Source organism: Longilinea arvoryzae (genome assembly GCF_001050235.1).
GTDB lineage: Bacteria > Chloroflexota > Anaerolineae > Anaerolineales > Anaerolineaceae > Longilinea > Longilinea arvoryzae.
On record NZ_DF967972.1, the window covers coordinates 2,517,165 to 2,535,559 of the forward strand.

Genomic DNA, 18,395 nt, shown 5'->3' on the forward strand with positions numbered 1-18,395 from the left:
ATGACTGTGCGCATTGTATTCATGGGATCGCCCGATTTTGCACTGCCCACTCTGGCAGCGCTGGAGAAGTATTATTCCGTGGTTGGGGTTGTCACCCAACCGGACCGGCCGGCCGGGCGCGGCCGCGTACTGACTCCACCGCCGGTGAAACAACTGGCCATGCAGCTTGGCATCGAAGTCATCCAACCCCTCAAGCTGCGCGAACCTGAAGCGCAGCAAAAACTGGCGGCCTGGGCGCCGGATGTGATCATCGTGGCGGCCTTTGGCCAGATCCTGCGCAAGCCGGTCCTCGAACTGGCGCCGCATGGCTGCGTCAACGTGCACGCCTCGCTGCTGCCGCGCTGGCGTGGAGCTGCCCCCATTCAGGCGGCCATACTCGCCGGCGACGCCGAGACCGGCGTGACCATCATGCGCATGGACGCCGGTATCGATACTGGCGCTATCCTGCGCCAGCGGGCGACGTCCATTTTGGATCAGGACACGGCCGGTTCACTGAGTGATCGTCTGGCGGACGACGGCGCGAAATTGCTGATCGAAACGCTGCCCGATTATCTGGCCGGAAAGATCACCCCGCAACCGCAGGATGAAACCCGGTCCACCTATGCTTCCATGCTCGCGAAGGAACAGGGTCAACTCGATTTTTCACGCCCGGCCATCGAATTGGAACGCCAGGTGCGCGCCTTTATCCCCTGGCCGGGTGCTTATACCTTTTTCCAGGGTGAATTGCTCAAGGTGCTGCGCGCGCATGTCGATGCCGGTCCATCCATCCCCGGCCAGCGTGCTGTACGGTCGCAGTTGCCGGCCATCGGCGCTGCGGACGGCTGGCTGGTGCTGGACGAAGTCCAGCCGGCCGGGAAGCGCCCCATGCCGGGCAGCGGATTCTTGCACGGCGCGCGCCAGTGGGAAAGCCAGGCATGACCCCGCGGCTGCGTTTTCTCGTGTTCGGCTGCGGCGCGATAGGCACCTATCTCGGCGGCAGCCTGGCGGCCAGCGGGCAGCAGGTCGTGTTTTTGGAACGCGCCAGTGTGGCCCCGGCCATTCGCGAACAGGGATTGCGCGTGCAGACCCGGTCTGTTGAGCTGCGTGTAGCCAGTCCGACGTTGGTGGAGAATATTCAACAGGCACTCGAATTGGAGCGCTACGACGCTGCCATCCTGGCGGTGAAGTCGTTCGACACCCTGGAACTGCTGCAAAGCGTTCGGGCGGTGGCGGATCGACTTCCGCCGCTGATTTGCTTTCAAAACGGCGTCGAAAATGAACCCCTGATCGCCGATTTCCTGGGGGAAAAACGCGTTATCTACGGAACGGTGACCACGGCCATCGGCCGGCGCGGTCTGGGGAACGTGGTGGTGGAAAAGCTGCGCGGTATCGGGGTGGCGAATTCTCAGGAGCGCGTGCCGGGATTGCTGGACGCCCTGAACCAGGCCGGCCTGCGGGCGCAGAGTTATTCCAACGGACCCGCCATGAAGTGGTCCAAGATGCTGACGAATTTACAGGCGAATTCCTCGTCGGCCATCCTCGACCTGACGCCGGGTGAGATCTTTGCCCATCCGGGATTATTCCGGTTGGAGATGCGCATGCTGCGCGAGGCGCTGCTCGTCATGCGGGCCCAGGGAATCCCGGTTGTCGATTTGCCGCGCACGCCGGTGCGCGCTTTTACGGCCCTGGTCCAGGCGCCGGCCGTCCTCAGCCAACCGCTGCTGAGGCGCGCGCTGGGGGCGGGGCGGGGCGGCAAAATGCCGTCCTTCCACATCGATCTGCATCAGGGCCGCGGTCGCAGTGAAGTGGATTATCTCAACGGAGCGGTGGTGCGTTTTGGGCTAAGATTTGGCGTTCCGACGCCGGTCAACCAGTTTCTCAATGAAACCCTGTTAGCGCTTTCAGAAGGACGGCTGGCTCTGGAAACATATGCCCGCCGGCCGGAAGAATTTTTGAAAGCGGCGCCATCCGATTGACCAGACTGCCGCCGGAGGGGTAACAATGGCTGTCCCGTACTGGGTCGAAGATGCAATTTTCTATCAGATCTTTCCCGATCGATTTTTCAACGGCGACGTAACCAACGACCCGCCCAATAAGCAGCCCTGGGGAGCACCGCCGGATATCTACGGTTTTCAGGGCGGCGACCTGCGCGGGGTCATCCAAAAATTGGATTATTTGTTGGACCTGGGCATCAACGCCATTTATTTCACGCCCATTTTTCAGGCCAGTTCCAACCACCGCTATAATACCTATGATTATCTCAAAATCGATCCGAAACTGGGTGATCTGCGCGACTTTCGGGCATTGATCGACGTGGCTCACCAAAACGGCGTCCGGATCGTATTGGACGGCGTTTTCAACCACGTGGGGCGCGGTTTCTTCGCCTTCAACGATATCCTTGAAAATCAGGAGCATTCTCCCTATCGGGATTGGTTCCACATCCTGAAATATCCGGTCGAGGCCTACGACTCGAATGACGCCACGACTTACGTGGGCTGGTGGAAAAACAGCAGCCTGCCCAAGTTGAATACCAGCAACCTGCAGGTCCGGCGCTACCTGATGCAGGTGGCCCGCTATTGGATCGAGCAGGGCGCGGACGGCTGGCGGCTGGACGTGCCAAATGAGATCAACGACGACGATTTTTGGGCGGAGTTTCGGGACGTGGTGAAAACCGCCAATCCGGAAGCTTATTTGCTGGGCGAAATCTGGAACGGCGATCCGCGCTGGGTGGGAGACCGCCATTTCGACGGCCTGATGAATTATCCATTGCGCGAAGCGCTGCTGGGCATTTTGACCGGCAAGCTGGCCGTGGGCGGATTTGCCGAAAAATTGGAGGGCCTGCTGCACAAGCAGTTCGCGCCCGAAAACGCCTCCGCCATGTACAACCTGATCGGTTCGCATGACACCGAACGCGCGTTGACCCTGCTCAACGGCGACGCGGCTAAATTAAAGCTGGCCTGGTTGATCCAGATGGCGCTACCCGGGGCTCCGGCGGTTTATTATGGAGACGAGATGGGGTTGGAAGGCGGCAAGGATCCGGAATGCCGCAAGGCTTTCCCCTGGGAGACCAGCGCTGAAAATTTGGACCTCCATGATTATCTGCGCAAATTGATCCATCTGCGCAAGCAGATGCCCGTGCTGCGCCGCGGCAGCTATCAACGCGTGTTGGCTGAAGACGGGCGCGGTTGTCTGGCGTTCGCCCGTGCGCTCGGAGAGCAGCGCCTGGCGGTGGCGTTCAATGCCAGCGCCACCCGCCGACAGGTGCGTTTGAACGCCAAACAGATCGGCTGGCGGGACGGACTGATCATCACGGATCTACTCACCTCGAAGCAATCCATTGTTTCGGGAGATTCGCTGACTTTGATGTTGCAGCCGTGGAGCGGCGCCTGGCTTTCGCTGGCCTAATCTTCGGCGGGAAGGGCCCGATAGAGCCCATCCGTCCGAGCGGCCATGATAAAATCGTTGCGGTGCAGGCCGTTGATCTTGTGCGTCCACCAGGTAATGGTAACCCGGCCCCACTCGATCAGCAGGGTGGGATGATGGCCTTCTGCCTCGGCCAGCATGCCAACCTGCTGCGCAAAGGCTAAAGCCAGGGTATACTTCCTGAACGCGAAGGCGCGTCGAATTTTCTGGTCGCCATTTTCTTCCATTACTTGCCACTCAGGCACTTCAGGCAGGTAAGTTTGAATCGCGGCCAGACTGAGTGGTGGGACGCCGCCCTGGCATGGAACGCATTTTTCTTCACTTAGCTTGCTCATCGCTGTTTCTCCGTTAAGGGATGGAACGATAAACCATTATAATTCATCGCAATTTCGATTCCCATTGTACGCGAAAGAAGAGGTATGAACTCTACCCGGCGACCTTCCTCGACAACCATCCTCATGGTGATTTTGATAGGGGTCATGTTAATCAGTACGGCAATACCCGCGGCGCTCTATTTTCCGGCCCATCGATTCTTGTTGACCCCCGATGCCGTCACCCAGGAAATCCTGGCTTCCGATCTTTCGGCAAAACTTCCGGATTTAGTGGCCGGGTGGATGCTCAACGGAACGATCCAATTGCAGGGTGGAAATTTCCTGGGATCCCTGGATCGTGAGGATTACGATGCCATTCTGGCGCTGTTGGCGCCTTCGGATTGGACGGCCATTCAATCGGCAGTGATCGCCCGTCAGGCGCAGGATTTTCTGATGGACAAAACGGATTCTTTGACGATCACGCTGGATATGACCGGCATCAGCCAGCGGTTGAACGGGGATGCACTCCAGGCCGTTGCCGGCATCATCATGGCCTCCTGGAATGATTGTTCGGCAGCGAACCTGGTGGAACTCGGGTTGGCCGCGGCAGCCGGAAATTCGGCCGCCAATCTACCCTTTTGCAGGCCGCCGGATGCGTTGCAGCCTTTCATGTTGCAAATCGTGGAAACCGGCCTTCAGCAGATTTCCGCGCAAATTCCACCCAGCCTGACCATCGAGGTGGCCCAGGCCGAGACCGCATCCCACCGCGTCCAATTGATCCGCCTGTTGGCGCGAATCTGGCCGTGGATGCCGTGGCTGACGCTAGCCATCGCGGGATTGATCTGGTCGATCCTGAGAAGATCTCCGCGCTATGGCCTTCTGGCCATCGGGCTTCCCCTGGGACTGGCAGGCGTCATCGCTTCCGGAATCTCGGTGGTGCTCGTGTCGGTTCGCAACAGTTACCTGGCGCCCTGGTTGGACGGGCAGCTCGCTTTGCGCCTGCCGACCGACCTGGCAAAGGTGATTTCGCCGGCGCTGGTCAACGTGTTCAGCCGGTTCTGCCTTTCGGGATTGATCTGGGGCGCAGCCGTGTTTTTGCTGGGCATGGTATTGATCATCCTTTCCAGGATTGTACGGCAGCCGCAAGGATAAACAATGCGCGCCCGGGGCATGTCACTCCGGGCGCATTTTTATCTCGATCTCCAGCCGGTTTCAAGCCGCTTCCAGGAGACGGGTGACACGATAGTCAGAGACTTCCGCGGCGGCTTTCAGTCTGGCAATCACCTCGCCGCAGCCGATCAGCGTCTCGACCAGTTCCGCTGTGCTGGCCTTCGGGTTGGAAGCCGTGTCCAGCAAAGCCAACAGGTTCATCCATCGAGCCAGTTGATCGAAGGCTTCCCTGTTGAACCAGAGGATTTCCTTGAAACGGTTGATCCCCAGGAATTGCTGGATTTCGGTGCTGTTGAGCCAGTTTTCCAGAATCTGGCGGGTGGTCAGGGCGCCCACGCGTTCATACCAACCCTGCTGGCCGATCATCAATTGGATGGTGGCGGTCAGGCGCCAGGCGTTGTCCTTGTCCATGCCGAGCGCGACTGCGCAATCAGCCAGCGTCTTGCCGAGTTTCCATTCGTCGAACCAGCTTTGAGACTGTTCGGCAAAACCTTCGACGCCCGTTAGCTTGCCCAGGTTGTGGGTAAACGCCCAACCCAACATAATGAACCAGGATTCCAACGGCGTGGCATCCAGATCTTTGCGCGTCTCTTCGAAGGCTTCCTGAAGCGCCTTACCCTTCAGGGCCGGTTTGTTGTGCAGTTCCGGCAGGCTGAGGATGAACTCCAGGCCTTTGCTCAATTCCGCCAGGATTTCATCCCGGTTTTCATCGGAATGCTGGAGGTAACCGATGCCGTCCAGCAGGTTGGAGAGTTTTTGTTGAGCTTCATTCAATAATCCTGGTGAAACGACCGGCTGGCGCTGCGAAACGCGATTCTCCATCAGATAATTGAAATACCCGGGATTGGCAATTTGTCCGAAAGGAGCCTGGACGGGCTGTAATGCGAGTTCCTGCATGGCTTCTTCGACCGAAGGAACGCCGCGGCCGTTCAGGTAACTGCAGATCTGGCGGTAGGTATGCCATTCGTTGTCCTGCACTTCCCGGATATTCATGAACACGTGAACTTTGTAGCCATTGAGCTGCAGATAGAGCCCTTTAACGCGGATATCCAGGCTGGGATGAATGGTCTCCAGGTGGGTGAGTTGGTCCTGAAGGATGACGTAGGTGTTCTCGGCGGGGTGCAGATCGAGGCCTTCAGCCAACGAGCGCTGTGCCAGTTGACGCTCGCCGCTCGGGGTCTTAATCGCAAGCAGCGTGGATGTTTTGATCCAACCGCGGCTCGAGTCGAAGCGATTGTTATAAACCACCAGGGCGCGTTCGCGCCCCAAACCATTGGAATAGGCGTACACATTCTCGTCGACGCTGCCTTCCGGAGTGAAGAAATCATACAGCAGGAAGCTGTCGACGCCGGCGAAAATGGCGCGGCGATGCAGGAGGGGGAAGATCTCGCGCTGGTGGCGTTCGAGCAGGTTGGGATCGGGGGTCTCATCCCAGTAGGCGCGCTTGAACTCCATCCCGTATTTTTCGGCAAAGCCCTCGATCTGGCCGTGCCCGAACATGGGCAGGCCGGGCAGGGTGGCCATCAAAGTGCAGATGCCAAAGTACTTGTCGCCCTTTCCGAATTGCTCGACGGCGGTTTTCTCGTCCGGGTTGTTCATGAAGTTGACGTAGCGCTTGAGAATCTCAGGGTCGAACTCGAGCGTGTTCTTGATCAGGGTGCGGTATCCGGCGTTGTCCTCGTTGCGCAGCATGTTCATGAACGCCGAATTGTAGACGCGGTGCATCCCCAGGGTGCGCACGAAGTAGCCTTCCATCAGCCAGAAAGCCTCCGCCAGCAGCAGCGTGTCTGGAACTTCCTGCGCCACGCGATCCACCACCTCGCGCCAGAATTCGACCGGGAAGGCGGCCTCGAATTCGGCTTTGGTCAGGGCGTGTTCAGCGCGGCTGGGGATGGCGCCGCCGGAGCCGGGCTCCGGATACCACAGGCGTTCGTAGTGTTTTTTGGCCAGCGTCATGGCCGCGTCGAAGCGTATGATCGGGAAGCGCCGGGCGACCTCCAGAATGGTCTGGATGACGGCTTCGCGGACTTCCGACTTGAGGTAATTGAGCTGGGCGGTATCGTTCCAGGGCATGCTGGTGCCGTCGTTGCCGTGGTAGATATAATGTGTCTGACCGTTGCGGTGGTCGTAATACTTGAACACCACCGCTGCATCGGTGCGGTTATAGTAATGATCCTCCACCATGACGCTGACGCGGCCGTCCGGGGACAAATCCTGACTGTTGAAGGTATAGGATGGATACGGGCAGTAATCCAGTTGGACGAACCAATCCGGGTGATCGATGACCCAGGTGGAATCGATGGCCATGTGATTGGGGACCATATCACTGGCCAGGCGGATGCCATACCGCCAGGCGCGGTCACGCAGGTTCTGGTAGGCCGCTTCGCCACCCAGTTCATCCGCGATGCGGTAGTCGGCCAGCGAATAGGCCGACGCGATGGCATCCGGATTGCCGCATAACTGTTTGACGGTTGCGGAGGCCTTGCTGCGTTCCCACAGGCCGATCAACCACAGACCGGTAAAGCCCGCGCGGGCCAGCATTTCCAATTCCGCATCCGGAATTTGATCGAGGTGCTGGATGGGGCTCTGATATTTCCTGGAGAGCTGATCGAGCCAGACAAAGGTATTCTTGGCCATCAAAACCAGGCGCGGCATCCATTCCTTATCCGGGCTGAAGGCTTCGATCTCCCCGGCGTAGGTCGTCCGGTCGTAAACCGGAATCACGGTGGGGCCGGGACCGCCGCCCGCGAAGATGGGCCGGTTTTCTTCCTTGATCAAATCCAGGCTGCTGAGCAGGCGGTACAGGTATTTTCCGAGCAGTTCAGACCAGTGTTCGCGGATGAATTCGAGTTGGCCGGAGAGGGAATAGGGCACAGCGACGGCCGGTGCGCGCAGCATATCGATCAGGTTTTGCTGCCCGGGGCCGAAGGGCGGCTGCTGGTCGAAGAGGGTGTGCAGCGCGTCCATTATCTTCGTGTAGCCAGTATTGGCCGCCAGGTCCTTATCGCTGAACAGTTCTACAAAGGGCTCGAGGGCCGGATTCTGGTTGGCGATCCACAGCATGAGCATTTCTTCGAGGGCTTCCTCGCGATGTGAGACGCCATCCGTCTCACCGCCAAGGTATTCCTTCGGGCTGAATTGCCCCTGATAAACGGCCACGGGCGGAAAATCTGTGATGAAGTGCAGCAGCGTTCGATCGACCTCCGCCGGGCCGAATTGTTCATCCAACTGTGCCAGAGACAGGTTCATGACCTGCGTGGATTTTTGTTCGCGGTAGAGGTGCACAACCAGGTGCAGGATTTCGTCGATCAGCCCCATGGCGTTGATCTGACCGGCTTTGACCGCCGACTCGGGGAAGGTCACCAGGTCGCGCTTCTGGTTGATTTTCTGCGCAAACGTCCGGGCAGCGTGAAAATTGGCCAGGATGACACTGCCATTGAAGGAAAATAAGGCCTGATCGAATTGGTATCGGTCGCGAGCCAGGCGTGAAACGTGAAATTCCAGCATATCCCCTCCGCATACCCGGAAGAATACATTCCATGTCATTATACCAACGCTGGAATAATATATTTAGAAGAAAACCGACCCATCTTGGCGCAGTGCCTGACCTCCCATTCGGATCGGCGGCTCGGGTAATTGCAGTGCGCCCGGTAGGCTCTCATATCCCATCAACGAACGAGGTCAGGGCCAGGTGCGGTTGCGAGCTGCCCTCCACTTCGACTGCCGGGGTGAGAACGCCGTCCTTGAGCAAAGCGGTCAACGTTCGCTCGAATGCATCCAGACGCCAGCCGAATAATTTCACAACCTCGTTCCTGGGGACGGCCCCAACGGCGTTGAAATAGCGTTCGAGGATCCAACGGCGCGCCTGGGGTTCCGTAATCTTCCCGGCCTGGTCGATCAACTCCGGAAAATGGCGCGGCACGATCTCGTATTGGAACGCGTAGCGCCAGGCGCCAGCCTCGACCACGCCCACCGGTAAAACCTTGAACTCGATCTGCAGATCTTCCAGGGCGCGGTTGAAACGCGAATCGCTGCCGGTGAGATGGGCCTCCTTGCGCAGCGAAAGGGTATCCAACGGGCCCTTGTGTAACAGGGTTTCATACACCTGGCGGGCTTCATTGGTCATCAGGCCCTGCTGGTATTGATCGAGGTAATCGTTTTCCGGATCGCCATAATTCGGCGATAGCGCGTAGAAGTAGGGTAGCGCTTCGAGCGAGATCATGGTGTTTCTACGGCGCAGCACGCGCGCGTAATACCAGACTTTCTGCGGCAGCAATTCGTCCTTCCAGCCCCAGGTGATGTGCCCGGGATCGTCGTGCTCGTCTGCCACGGGCCGGTCGCCGGCCGTAGCTGCCCATAAACTGGGCATCACGATGCCCTTGACCGGCCAAAAGGTGACAAAACCGCGCCGGTTGACGAAGTTCACCGCTTCCGCGGCCGAGGTCAGCCGCATTCCGGGCGCCATGTTGAAGGTCTGCGAACGATACTGGTTGAGCAATGAAATAGAAATCATGTTCTGAATCTTACCCGATATACAAGATTTTTTCCAGGGCGAAGGTGGTGACCCCAGAAATCGGGCGAAGATGCAGGTTTGTCTCGACCAGACCCGGAGGATTTTTACCCGTGAGAAAGACTCCGGGGAAAATCCCGGAGCCTGGGTTCATTCGGCTTTGAAAATGTGCGCAAAGATATTCGAGCCGCTTCCACCGATGTTCTGGGCCATCCCGATTTTGGCGCCGGGAACCTGGGTTTCACCGCATTCGCCGCGCAATTGCTGGACCACCTCGACGATCTGGTACATTCCCGTGGCGCCCACCGGATGCCCGCGCGCTTTGAGCCCGCCGCGGGTGGCAATGGGAATTCGTCCGTTCGGGCGGATTTCGCCATCCAGCGCCAGGCGCGGACCCTGGCCGCGTTCGGCGAATCCGGCGGCTTCCAAAGAAAGCGCGGCCATGATGCTGAATGCGTCGTGCAATTCGAACACGTCGATATCTTCCGGCCCGATACCGGCTTGTTCGTACGCTTTGTGCGCCGAGCGTTCGGCGCCCATCAGCCAGAGGGGATCGCGGCGGTCGTGCACGGCAATCGTATCGGTGCAGCCGGCTGAGCCGGCGACCTTGATGAGCGGGACACCGGGCTGGCGGTAAATGCGCTCGACAGGCACAATCACGGCTGCGGCCGAACCATCGCCCATCGGAGAGGCGTCCATCAGGTTGATGGGATCGGCCACCATGGGGGCGCGCTGGTAGCCTTTCTCGTCCAGCGGCTCGTGGAAACGCGCGAACGGGTTGTAGACTGCATTGGCATGTGCATTGATCGAAAAAGGCGCAAAATCATCCTTCTTCCAGCCAAATTCATATAAATAGCGGCGCATGATCAATGCGTTGATGGCCACGAAGGACAATCCCTGGTCGACTTCATAATCGGCGTCGGCCGCGGTGGCCAGTTCGGCGGTAATCTCATGGCCGGGAGAATCAGTCATCTTCTCGACGCCGACCGCGATGGCGGAATCCAGCGCGCCCGAAGCCACGGCGATCACCGCATTGCGGAAGGCAGCCGCGCCTGAACTGCACGCGGCTTCGATGCGCAGTGCCTCGGCATAGCGCATGCCCACCCAATCGGCAATGTAGGCGCCCAGGTGCTGCTGTTTGTTGGCCGATCCGGACATCATATTGCCGACATAAATGGCGTCGACCGCCGAAAGGTGGGCATCGTTCAACGCAGCCAGTACCGCTTCACCGGCAAGTTCGCGCAGCGATTTATCCCATTGTTCTTCGACCTTCGTCTGTCCAATCCCCAAAACGGCGACTTCGCGCATGGTTGCAATCCTTTATTATGAAGTTCTACCAGCATTATACGGGTTAAAGCTGTCAGGAGCTATCAGGCTGCCCGGACAGCCGCCCTGAATGGAGTAAAGTATAATTCAGGCCGGTACTCATTTCCATCTCGAGGAGAATCCATTGTCGAAACCTTTTCGCCTAAAGCTGGCTTTGCTTTGTACGCTGACGGCGATTCTTACCGGTTGTGCAGCCACCTCCCACCCGCTGCAGCAGGATGCCCTGCCCTCAGTCACCTCTGTTCCAACCGTCCGGGTGACCCAGACCGCGACCGTCACTCCGATTCCCATTCGGGTCTGGGTGGACCCGGAATTGCCGATCGCGTTTCGGGATGCCATCCCGTGGTCAGATCCGATCCAGGCCAGCGGCGGGGCCGACCAGGCTGACGTTCAAGTGACCTGGGAAACCGGCGGCGTAAAAGAAGGAAAAACAGCCTATTGGATTTATGCGCTGGTGGCGCCGTTTCCAACCATCACTGACGAGGTGAGTTCAGAATCCATCCGCAGCGCCTGGAACGGCGACTCCGCCGAACCTTTCGACGGCGCCCCACTGCTCCTGTCGGCTGAAACGGAGACGGTGTTCGAAAAGCTGTGGGGAAAACCGGCCCAGAATGCGGTTCAGATCCTGCCCGCGCAAGACCTGCTCGATACCGCCTGGGCGCAGCGGCCGGGTTGGGCGATCGTGCCCTTCGAAGAGCTCACCCCGCGCTGGAAAGTCATTCAGGTCGATGGAGTCTCACCCTTGGATCCGGCGTTGGATGAAAGCGGATATCCGCTCAAGGCGACCCTGGGTTGGTCGACCACGGATGGAAAAGAGGCCTCCGGGGCGCTGGCCGATTTCCAACTCCCGACCAACCGGCACGCCGGGCATCTGGCGCGTGTGTTCATGACCGGCACGACCGCCATGGTGCGTCACATGGCGCTGCGCATGGAAGAAAAAGGCGTCCTGTATCCGGCGGACAAAATCGGCGATTTGTTGAAATCGGCCGACCTGACCCACATCAGCAACGAAGTTTCCTTCTACACAAAGTGCCCGCCGGCCAAACCGCTGCGGGCCAGCATGCGGTTTTGCACCAGCCCGAGCTACATGCAGGTTCTGAAAGCGATCGGCGCGGATGTCATCGAATTGACCGGCAATCACCTGCTGGATTGGGGATCGGATGCCTTCGCAGAGACGTTGAAGCTTTATGCGAGTGAGAATCTTGCGGTCTACGGCGGCGGCTGGACGCAGGAACAGGCCCGGCAGCCCTACAAAGTGGAGGTCAACGGCAATAAACTGGCCTTCATCGGCTGCAATCCCTCCGGGCCTTCCGCGGACTGGGCCGGGCAGGATCAACCCGGTTCGGCGCAGTGCGATTACGACTGGATTGAATCCCAGATTCGTGCGCTGCGCGAGGAGGGTTATCTGCCCATCGTCACCATCCAGCATATCGAAGTCTACGATTACAAACCGACATCCGCCCAGCGCGTGATCTCAGAGCGCATGGCCAAGGCCGGCGCGGTCCTGATCAGCGGCAGCCAGTCCCATTTCCCGCAGGGATTTACCTTCGTCGGGGATACGCTGGTTCATTACGGCCTGGGGAATACCTTCTTCGACCAGATGGATTTTGGATCCAGCCGGGCTTTTTTGGACCGGAATGTATTTTACGAGGGACACCTGATCAGCACCGAGCTGTTCACCATCAAGCTGCAAGATTATGCCCAACCGCGGTTGATGACGCCGGAAGAACGCGCGGCCCTGCTGAAAATCGTGTTTTCGGAAAGTGGGTGGTGAGTTGAAAAAATCCATTGTTGCCCGCAGCGCTTTTTTGTTGGTCCTCCTCATGACCGCTTGCACTTCACCGGTTGCCCAGAGCAGTGGGGGTAGTCCGCTCAAACCGGGGAACGAACAGAGACTTAGCGCGACGCCTTTCCAACCCCTGCCGACGAACTCGCCTACTGCCACGCCTGAAGCGCAGGGCCTATGGATCGATCCGGCCGTACCGGAAGCGCTGATCGCGGACCTGACCCTGCCGGAGAATATGATCATCGCCGATTCCCCCGAGCACGCGGCATCGCGTCTCGAACCCTCGTCGGATGCAAACGCGCCCATTCACTGGATCTACGTCCTGGCCGCGCCATTCGCGACGATTCAGGATAATGTATCGCTGGCCGATCTTCAGGCTTTCTGGCGTGGGGAAAATGTGCAACCGTTCGGCGGCGCGCCGATGGCGCTCAGCGCCGCCACGCAGCATGCTTTTGAAACCCAGTGGGGTCCAGCGGACTCCGATAATCTGCGTGTAGCCAATGATTCGACGGAACTGGCGGAAATTCGCGACAGTGAAAAAGCCTGGGCGCTGCTGCCTTTAGAGCAGCTTGACCCGCAGTGGAAGGTGATCAGCATCGACGGGCAAAATCCGTTGGTACGGGGATTGGACGCAGGTGCTTATCCATTGGCAGTCTCCTTTACACTGACCGGTCTGTATTCGGATGAGGCCAGCCAACATCCGCTCACCAACCGCGATGAGACCAAACTCACCGTCCTGGTCATGACCGGCGTCACGGCATTAGTGCGCACCACGGCGGCCATGATGGACGCCAAGGGGGTGGATTATCCGGCCAGCAGCATCCTCGACTGGCTGCAAAATGCCGATTTGACGCACACCAGCAACGAAGTCTCATTTACGCCGGACTGTCCGAAGGCGCATTTTACCGATACCAGCCTGCAGATGTGCTCCCAACCGGATTACATCAACCTGTTGAAAGACGCCGGCATCGACATCATCGAATTGAGCGGCAACCACCTGAATGATTACGGCCGCGAGCCGCTGACCTACACACTCGACCTTTACCACAAGGTCGGGATGCGCTATTTTGCCGGCGGTTCTACACTCGAAGAAGCCCGCCAGCCGCTGCTGGTCGAAGATCACGGCAACCGACTGGCCTTCATCGGTTGCAACCCGGCCGGTCCGGACAATGACTGGGCCACCGATTCGCAGCCCGGGGCAGCGCCGTGCGATGATTACGAATGGATGAAGGCCAAAATCCGGCAGTTACGCTCGGAGGGTTACCTGCCGATCGTGACGCTCCAATATTTCGAGGCTTACCGCCCGAATGCGCTGGATTGGGAACAGCGCGACTTTCGCGCGCTGGCGGATGCCGGCGCCGTGATCGTCAGCGGCAGCCAGGCGCATTACCCGATGGGGCTCGAATTCCGGGATGGCGGCCTGATCCATTACGGGCTGGGTAATCTATTCTTCGACCAGATGCGTTATACCCTGCCGAACGGCGAGATCACGGATTGGACGGCGCGCGAGTTTGTCGACCGGCATATCTTCTATGACGGCCACTATATCAGCACCCAGCTTTTGACGGCCCGCCTGGAAGATTATTCCCGCCCGCGGCCCATGACCGATGAAGAACGCGCCGAAATGTTGGGCGTGATTTTCTCCGCCAGCGGCTGGTAGGTCGAGCCGGATCGTAGATCAACCGGAAACGAAACGGATGGGCCGCAGCAGGCCGGCTTCGAGGCGTCGAGCCAGGTGATCCGGGTCCTGCATGGCGTCTTCCACACGATCGACATCCACCAGCAGTCCTGCGATATCGATTCCACATGCAGTCGCGCCAAATTTGGCCAGGCTGAGGCGCGCGCGCTGAAACACCTTTCGCGCGCCGGCCAGGTTCCCGCGCTGCAGATGATAATAACCCACACCGACCTGTAAAATCCCCTGATAAAGTTCGCGAATGGGCCTGCTTTCAGCCCGCCAGGCGGTTTCCAGGTATTCGTGGGCCTCGAAATAGCGACCCGCGTTGAAACTGGCCAGGCCGCGCAGTACGGTCTCAGGCAGTGGGGGCGTGCAGGGAATGGGAGAGTCCGCTGATTCCATTGGTTTGATTTTGCAGAAAAATTATAGCATGGCGTGGATTTCTTCGGTTCGTAGGAATGCCCTCCAATGAAAAATTGTGATAGGATAGACCTGTTTCCACCGCAGTCTCAATCTCAAACTTCGAGGAATATGATGATCCATCTACCCGATGATGAAATTTTGCCCCTCTCAATGGAGCATAATTTCTGGACGTGGTCTGCCCAGGGCAAGGTCAACCCCATTCCGGTCAAATCGGCCAGGGGTGTCTATTTCTGGGACGTCAACGATAAACGCTACCTGGATCTGAATTCGATGACCATGTGCGTCAACATCGGTCACGGCGATGAGCGCGTGATCCAGGCGATCGTGGACCAGGCGCGCGAGCTGCCGTTTGCCGGACCAGGCATGGCGACCCGGCCGCGGGCCCTGCTGGGCAAGAAACTGGCCGAGATTCTGCCGGCCGGGTTGACGCGCTATTTGTATACCCTGGGCGGGGCGGATGCCAACGAAAACGCCATCAAGCTGGCACGGGGTTACACCGGAAAATTCAAAGTGCTGTCGCGTTACCGCTCCTATCACGGCGCTACATTCGGCGCGATTTCAGCCACCGGCGACCCGCGCCGCGTGGCCTGGGAGCCCACGGTCATGCCCGGCGTGGTGCATTTCCTGGACCCCTACCGCTACCGCTCGACCTTCCATCGCACCAATCCCGGGATTTCGGAGGATGAATTCTGCCAGGATTATCTCAACCATCTGGAGGAGATTATCCAGTACGAAGGCCCGCAGACGATCGCCGCCATCCTGGTCGAATCGGTGACCGGAACCAATGGCGTCATCGTTCCGCCGGCCGGCTATCTGCCCGGTGTGCGCAGGCTGTGCGATAAATACGGCATCGTCATGATCTGCGACGAGGTGATGAGCGGGTTTGGCCGTACGGGGGAATGGTTTGCGGTCAATCATTGGGACGTCAGGCCGGATATCCTGACCATGGCCAAAGGCCTGACCTCGGGATACGCACCCCTCGGCGCCGTGGCCATGAAGCCTGAAATCGCGGATGCCTTCAAAGATCGGGTTTACGAAGGCGGATTGACCTACAACGGGCATCCGATTTCACTGGCGGCAGCGGTGGCGACCATCGAAGTGATGCAGCAGGATCACCTGGTGGAAAAGGCCAGGGCGACCGGCCAGGTGATGGCCGATATGCTGGCCGAGCTGGTCGAACGGCACCCTTCGGTGGGGGAGGTCCGCTCGATCGGATTGTTTGGTATCATCGAACTGGTGCGCGACCGCAAGACCCGCGAACCGCTTGCGCCGTACAACGGGTCCAGCCCCGAAATGGCCGCGTACAAGAAATATCTGCTGGATCACGGAGTCTATCAATCCGTCCACTGGCACACCGCGCTGCTGCTGCCCCCGTTGATCATCACCCCCGAGCAGCTTGCCGAAGGCTTTGCGGTCATTGACAAGGCGCTGGATATCACCGACCAGGCTGTCAAGTGATGAAACTTTCTTTACTTTTCGACATCTAAAGGTAGACGAACGCTAATCATTGAGGAGTTGAGATGGAGTTAAAACTGACGGATATGCCCGCCGTTGCCGAGAGCAGCGAGGAAATGGAGCACGTGAAAGTCCTGGTATTGGGCGCCGGCCCGGCCGGAATGTCAGCCGCGCTGTACGCGGCGCGTGCAGAACTCAATCCGGTGGTCTTGACCGGTAACGAGTTGGGCGGGCAGGCCTCGTTGACTTTTTCGATCGAGAATTACCCGGGTTTCCCCGAGGGCGTTGGCGGCGGTGAATTGGGCGATCTGTTCAAGAAGCAGGCCGAACGCTTTGGGGCGCGATTCGAATTCGATCTGGCCAGTGAAGTCGATCTTTCCAGCCGGCCGTTCCATGTGAAAACTTACAGCCGCGAGTACCTGGCCGATTCGCTAATCATTGCAACCGGCGCCAGCCCCAATCATTTGAACGTTCCGCGCGAGGAAGAACTGACCGGGCGCGGTGTTTCCTATTGCGCCACCTGCGACGGCTGGTTCTTCAAGGACAAGAAAGTGGTGGTGGTGGGCGGCGGCGACAGTGCGTTGGAAGAAGCCGTTTTCCTGACGCGCTACGTAAAATCGGTGACAATCATTCACCGGCGGGATGCATTCCGCGCCGGGGCCATCTTGCAGCACCGCGCCCGAGAAAACGCCAAAATCGATTTCCTGCTCGAATCCGTCGTGACCGAGATCGTCGGCGAAGAAAAGGTCAGCGGCGTCAAGGTCAAGAACGTCAAGACCGGCGAGATTTCCAATGTCGAAACGGACGGTATTTTCATCTTCATCGGCCATACGCCCAACACCGAATTGTTCAAGGGCCAGCTCGAGATGGATCCGAAGGGCATCATTGTAAGCGACGCTCTGATGCATACCAGCGTGCCGGGCGTGTTTGCCGCGGGTGAGGTGATGGATAAGACCTACCGTCAGGTGGTTACCTCGGCCGGCATGGGTGCGGCGGCTGCGATCGAAGCCACGCGCTTCCTGGAAAGAGAAGAAGTTCGGTAAAGTTCCAACCCATAAAAAATAATCGGCCTGGATCGAAAAATCCAGGCCGATTTGTTTTCATCTTTTCGAGTCGATTACGGATTCGAAGTCGTACCCGAACCCATCCAGACAAACACGCGGCTGATACTGACTGCGCCGGCGGGTTCCCAGAGAGCCTGGCCCTCGCGATTCTGACCGGCCGGGCGCACCGGGACGATCGTCCAGCGCATGGCGTGCGGGAGGGCATCGGTCGGCCGGAAATTGGCCGGCACAATGTACTTCGTATCGGTGACGTATTCGACCAGCTTGCGGCCGGCGCCTTCGGTCAGATCCTCGACGGTGACGGCGTAGCCTTCATTTGGAAGCATGCCGCCGATGGCCGCCCATTGCAGGGTGATCACATCGCTGGCCGTCATGAACACGGCGCCATCCGCCGGAAGCAGCAGATTGGGGGCCGCGTAGGGCGGCGGGTTGGTCGCAGTGGGCGTCGGCCCTTCGGTGGGCAGCCGCTGGCACAGCGGAATCTTCAGGATCGCGCCTTCGAAAACCACGTCCGAGGGCAGGCCGTTGTACTCGCGGATTGCCTGGGCAGAGACGTTATAGTTGGCGGCGATCGATCCCAACGTATCCGTCGAAGTGACGGTGTAATCCACCGTCTGGCAGGCCGATTCGGTTGCCGCGGCGGGCTGAAGGGTTTCGGTGGGCAGCGGCGCCGGGGTGGGCGTCGGTTGCGGAACGAGCAGTTTGGTGCCAACGCTCAGGATGCATTCGGTGGACAGGTTATTCTTCAAAATAATGCTGTTGACGCTTACATCGAAGGCCAACGCAATGGAAAGGCAGGTGTCGTTTTGTTTGACGGTGTATTCCACATCCGGCAGGGGTGTGGCAGAAGGAGCCATGGTGCCGGTCGGGGTGATGGTGGCGGTCAGGGTCACGGTTGGGGTCAGGCTGGCCGTGGGGGTGATCGTCGGTTCGACGACTTTGCCGGTGCCCTGCAGAATGCCGTAAACGGCGCCTGCGCCGATGGCAACGAACAACAGGATCATCACCAGTGCAATCGGCAGGGTGACGGTGAGCTCAGGCAGTTTCGGGCTTTTGACCGATGGCGTCGAGCTTTTGGCCGCGGGAGTTTCTTTAGTCTGGAAAGTGCGGCCGCAGACAAGGCAGCGGGTGGCGTTTTCGTTCAAACGTGTTCCGCAGGTTGGGCATACTTTTGTTTTAGGGGGTGTGTTTTCTGGGCTCATAATCTTCTTTTACAGAAATCACCGGGGAAATCCCCGGTAAACTGGGATTATACCATATCCAATTTATC

Annotated in this window: 14 protein-coding genes; 8 read left to right on the forward strand and 6 right to left on the reverse strand. The window is 58.8% G+C overall.

Annotated elements, in window-relative coordinates; all coding sequences use genetic code 11:
• The 3 genes from fmt to LARV_RS11150 are packed head-to-tail and all read left to right on the forward strand — an operon-like array spanning nt 1 to nt 3,384.
• Nucleotides 1-918 carry a methionyl-tRNA formyltransferase gene (gene fmt / locus LARV_RS11140; RefSeq protein WP_075073709.1) on the forward strand — a complete coding sequence of 306 codons (918 nt, stop codon included), beginning with the start codon at nt 1-3 and terminating at the stop codon, nt 916-918.
• Nucleotides 915-1,955 (forward strand): ketopantoate reductase family protein, encoded by a 1,041-nt coding sequence (locus LARV_RS11145; protein WP_236709958.1) that lies wholly within the window; start codon nt 915-917, stop codon nt 1,953-1,955. The genes fmt and LARV_RS11145 overlap by 4 nt, the downstream gene beginning before the upstream one ends.
• Nucleotides 1,956-1,980: 25 nt before the next feature.
• On the forward strand, nt 1,981-3,384 hold the full coding sequence (locus tag LARV_RS11150) for a glycoside hydrolase family 13 protein (protein ID WP_075073711.1): 1,404 nt from the start codon (nt 1,981-1,983) through the stop codon (nt 3,382-3,384).
• On the opposite strand, the gene LARV_RS11155 is transcribed toward LARV_RS11150, so the two are convergent.
• Nucleotides 3,381-3,737, reverse strand: a complete 357-nt coding sequence (locus tag LARV_RS11155) for a 4a-hydroxytetrahydrobiopterin dehydratase (protein WP_075073712.1) — start codon at nt 3,735-3,737, stop codon at nt 3,381-3,383. The two genes, LARV_RS11150 and LARV_RS11155, sit on opposite strands and share 4 nt — an antisense overlap.
• A 144-nt stretch (nt 3,738-3,881) precedes the next feature.
• Here LARV_RS11155 and LARV_RS11160 point away from each other — a divergent pair, with 144 nt between their 5' ends.
• Nucleotides 3,882-4,865 (forward strand): hypothetical protein, encoded by a 984-nt coding sequence (locus tag LARV_RS11160; RefSeq protein ID WP_075073713.1) that lies wholly within the window; start codon nt 3,882-3,884, stop codon nt 4,863-4,865.
• A 60-nt stretch (nt 4,866-4,925) separates the two neighbouring features.
• Here the strand turns inward: LARV_RS11160 and LARV_RS11165 are convergent, their stop codons facing one another.
• From LARV_RS11165 to LARV_RS11175, 3 genes are all read right to left on the reverse strand, one after another.
• Nucleotides 4,926-8,390: an alpha-amylase family glycosyl hydrolase gene (locus tag LARV_RS11165; protein WP_075073714.1), complete on the reverse strand. Its 3,465-nt coding sequence runs from the start codon at nt 8,388-8,390 to the stop codon at nt 4,926-4,928.
• Nucleotides 8,391-8,541: 151 nt separating this feature from the next.
• Nucleotides 8,542-9,396 (reverse strand): AlkZ-related protein, encoded by an 855-nt coding sequence (locus LARV_RS11170; protein ID WP_075073715.1) that lies wholly within the window; start codon nt 9,394-9,396, stop codon nt 8,542-8,544.
• A 147-nt stretch (nt 9,397-9,543) separates the two neighbouring features.
• A complete protein-coding gene (locus LARV_RS11175) occupies nt 9,544-10,701 on the reverse strand; it encodes a thiolase domain-containing protein (RefSeq protein ID WP_075073716.1) in 1,158 nt (385 codons plus the stop codon).
• Nucleotides 10,702-10,843: 142 nt separating this feature from the next.
• Here LARV_RS11175 and LARV_RS11180 point away from each other — a divergent pair, with 142 nt between their 5' ends.
• Together LARV_RS11180 and LARV_RS11185 are read left to right on the forward strand one after the other, a co-directional pair.
• Complete coding sequence (locus LARV_RS11180; protein ID WP_075073717.1) at nt 10,844-12,493, forward strand: CapA family protein; 1,650 nt, start codon at nt 10,844-10,846, stop codon at nt 12,491-12,493.
• A gap of 1 nt (nt 12,494) precedes the next feature.
• Nucleotides 12,495-14,165: a CapA family protein gene (locus LARV_RS11185; RefSeq protein ID WP_075073718.1), complete on the forward strand. Its 1,671-nt coding sequence runs from the start codon at nt 12,495-12,497 to the stop codon at nt 14,163-14,165.
• An 18-nt stretch (nt 14,166-14,183) separates the two neighbouring features.
• On the opposite strand, the gene LARV_RS11190 is transcribed toward LARV_RS11185, so the two are convergent.
• Nucleotides 14,184-14,585, reverse strand: a complete 402-nt coding sequence (locus LARV_RS11190; RefSeq protein WP_075073719.1) for a DUF309 domain-containing protein — start codon at nt 14,583-14,585, stop codon at nt 14,184-14,186.
• Nucleotides 14,586-14,717: 132 nt separating this feature from the next.
• On the opposite strand from LARV_RS11190, the gene LARV_RS11195 reads away from it, so the two are divergent.
• Nucleotides 14,718-16,064, forward strand: coding sequence for an aminotransferase class III-fold pyridoxal phosphate-dependent enzyme (locus LARV_RS11195; protein WP_236709959.1), 1,347 nt, complete (start codon nt 14,718-14,720; stop codon nt 16,062-16,064).
• Between the two features lie 62 nt (nt 16,065-16,126).
• On the forward strand, nt 16,127-17,104 hold the full coding sequence (trxB, locus tag LARV_RS11200) for a thioredoxin-disulfide reductase (RefSeq protein ID WP_083522506.1): 978 nt from the start codon (nt 16,127-16,129) through the stop codon (nt 17,102-17,104).
• Nucleotides 17,105-17,178: 74 nt separating this feature from the next.
• Here trxB and LARV_RS11205 read toward each other — a convergent pair whose 3' ends face one another.
• A complete protein-coding gene (locus tag LARV_RS11205; protein ID WP_075073721.1) occupies nt 17,179-18,270 on the reverse strand; it encodes a LysM peptidoglycan-binding domain-containing protein in 1,092 nt (363 codons plus the stop codon).
• Nucleotides 18,271-18,395: the final 125 nt, after the last annotated feature.

Excerpts from the sequence above, each read along its gene's own strand:
- fmt (WP_075073709.1), top strand. The coding sequence starts at position 1 with ATGACTGTGCGCATTGTATTCATGGGATCGCCCGATTTTGCACTGCCC.
- LARV_RS11145 (WP_236709958.1), top strand. The coding sequence starts at position 915 with ATGACCCCGCGGCTGCGTTTTCTCGTGTTCGGCTGCGGCGCGATAGGC.
- LARV_RS11150 (WP_075073711.1), top strand. The coding sequence starts at position 1,981 with ATGGCTGTCCCGTACTGGGTCGAAGATGCAATTTTCTATCAGATCTTT.
- LARV_RS11155 (WP_075073712.1), bottom strand. The coding sequence starts at position 3,737 with ATGAGCAAGCTAAGTGAAGAAAAATGCGTTCCATGCCAGGGCGGCGTC.
- LARV_RS11160 (WP_075073713.1), top strand. The coding sequence starts at position 3,882 with ATGTTAATCAGTACGGCAATACCCGCGGCGCTCTATTTTCCGGCCCAT.
- LARV_RS11165 (WP_075073714.1), bottom strand. The coding sequence starts at position 8,390 with ATGCTGGAATTTCACGTTTCACGCCTGGCTCGCGACCGATACCAATTC.
- LARV_RS11170 (WP_075073715.1), bottom strand. The coding sequence starts at position 9,396 with ATGATTTCTATTTCATTGCTCAACCAGTATCGTTCGCAGACCTTCAAC.
- LARV_RS11175 (WP_075073716.1), bottom strand. The coding sequence starts at position 10,701 with ATGCGCGAAGTCGCCGTTTTGGGGATTGGACAGACGAAGGTCGAAGAA.
- LARV_RS11190 (WP_075073719.1), bottom strand. The coding sequence starts at position 14,585 with ATGGAATCAGCGGACTCTCCCATTCCCTGCACGCCCCCACTGCCTGAG.
- LARV_RS11195 (WP_236709959.1), top strand. The coding sequence starts at position 14,718 with ATGATCCATCTACCCGATGATGAAATTTTGCCCCTCTCAATGGAGCAT.
- trxB (WP_083522506.1), top strand. The coding sequence starts at position 16,127 with ATGGAGTTAAAACTGACGGATATGCCCGCCGTTGCCGAGAGCAGCGAG.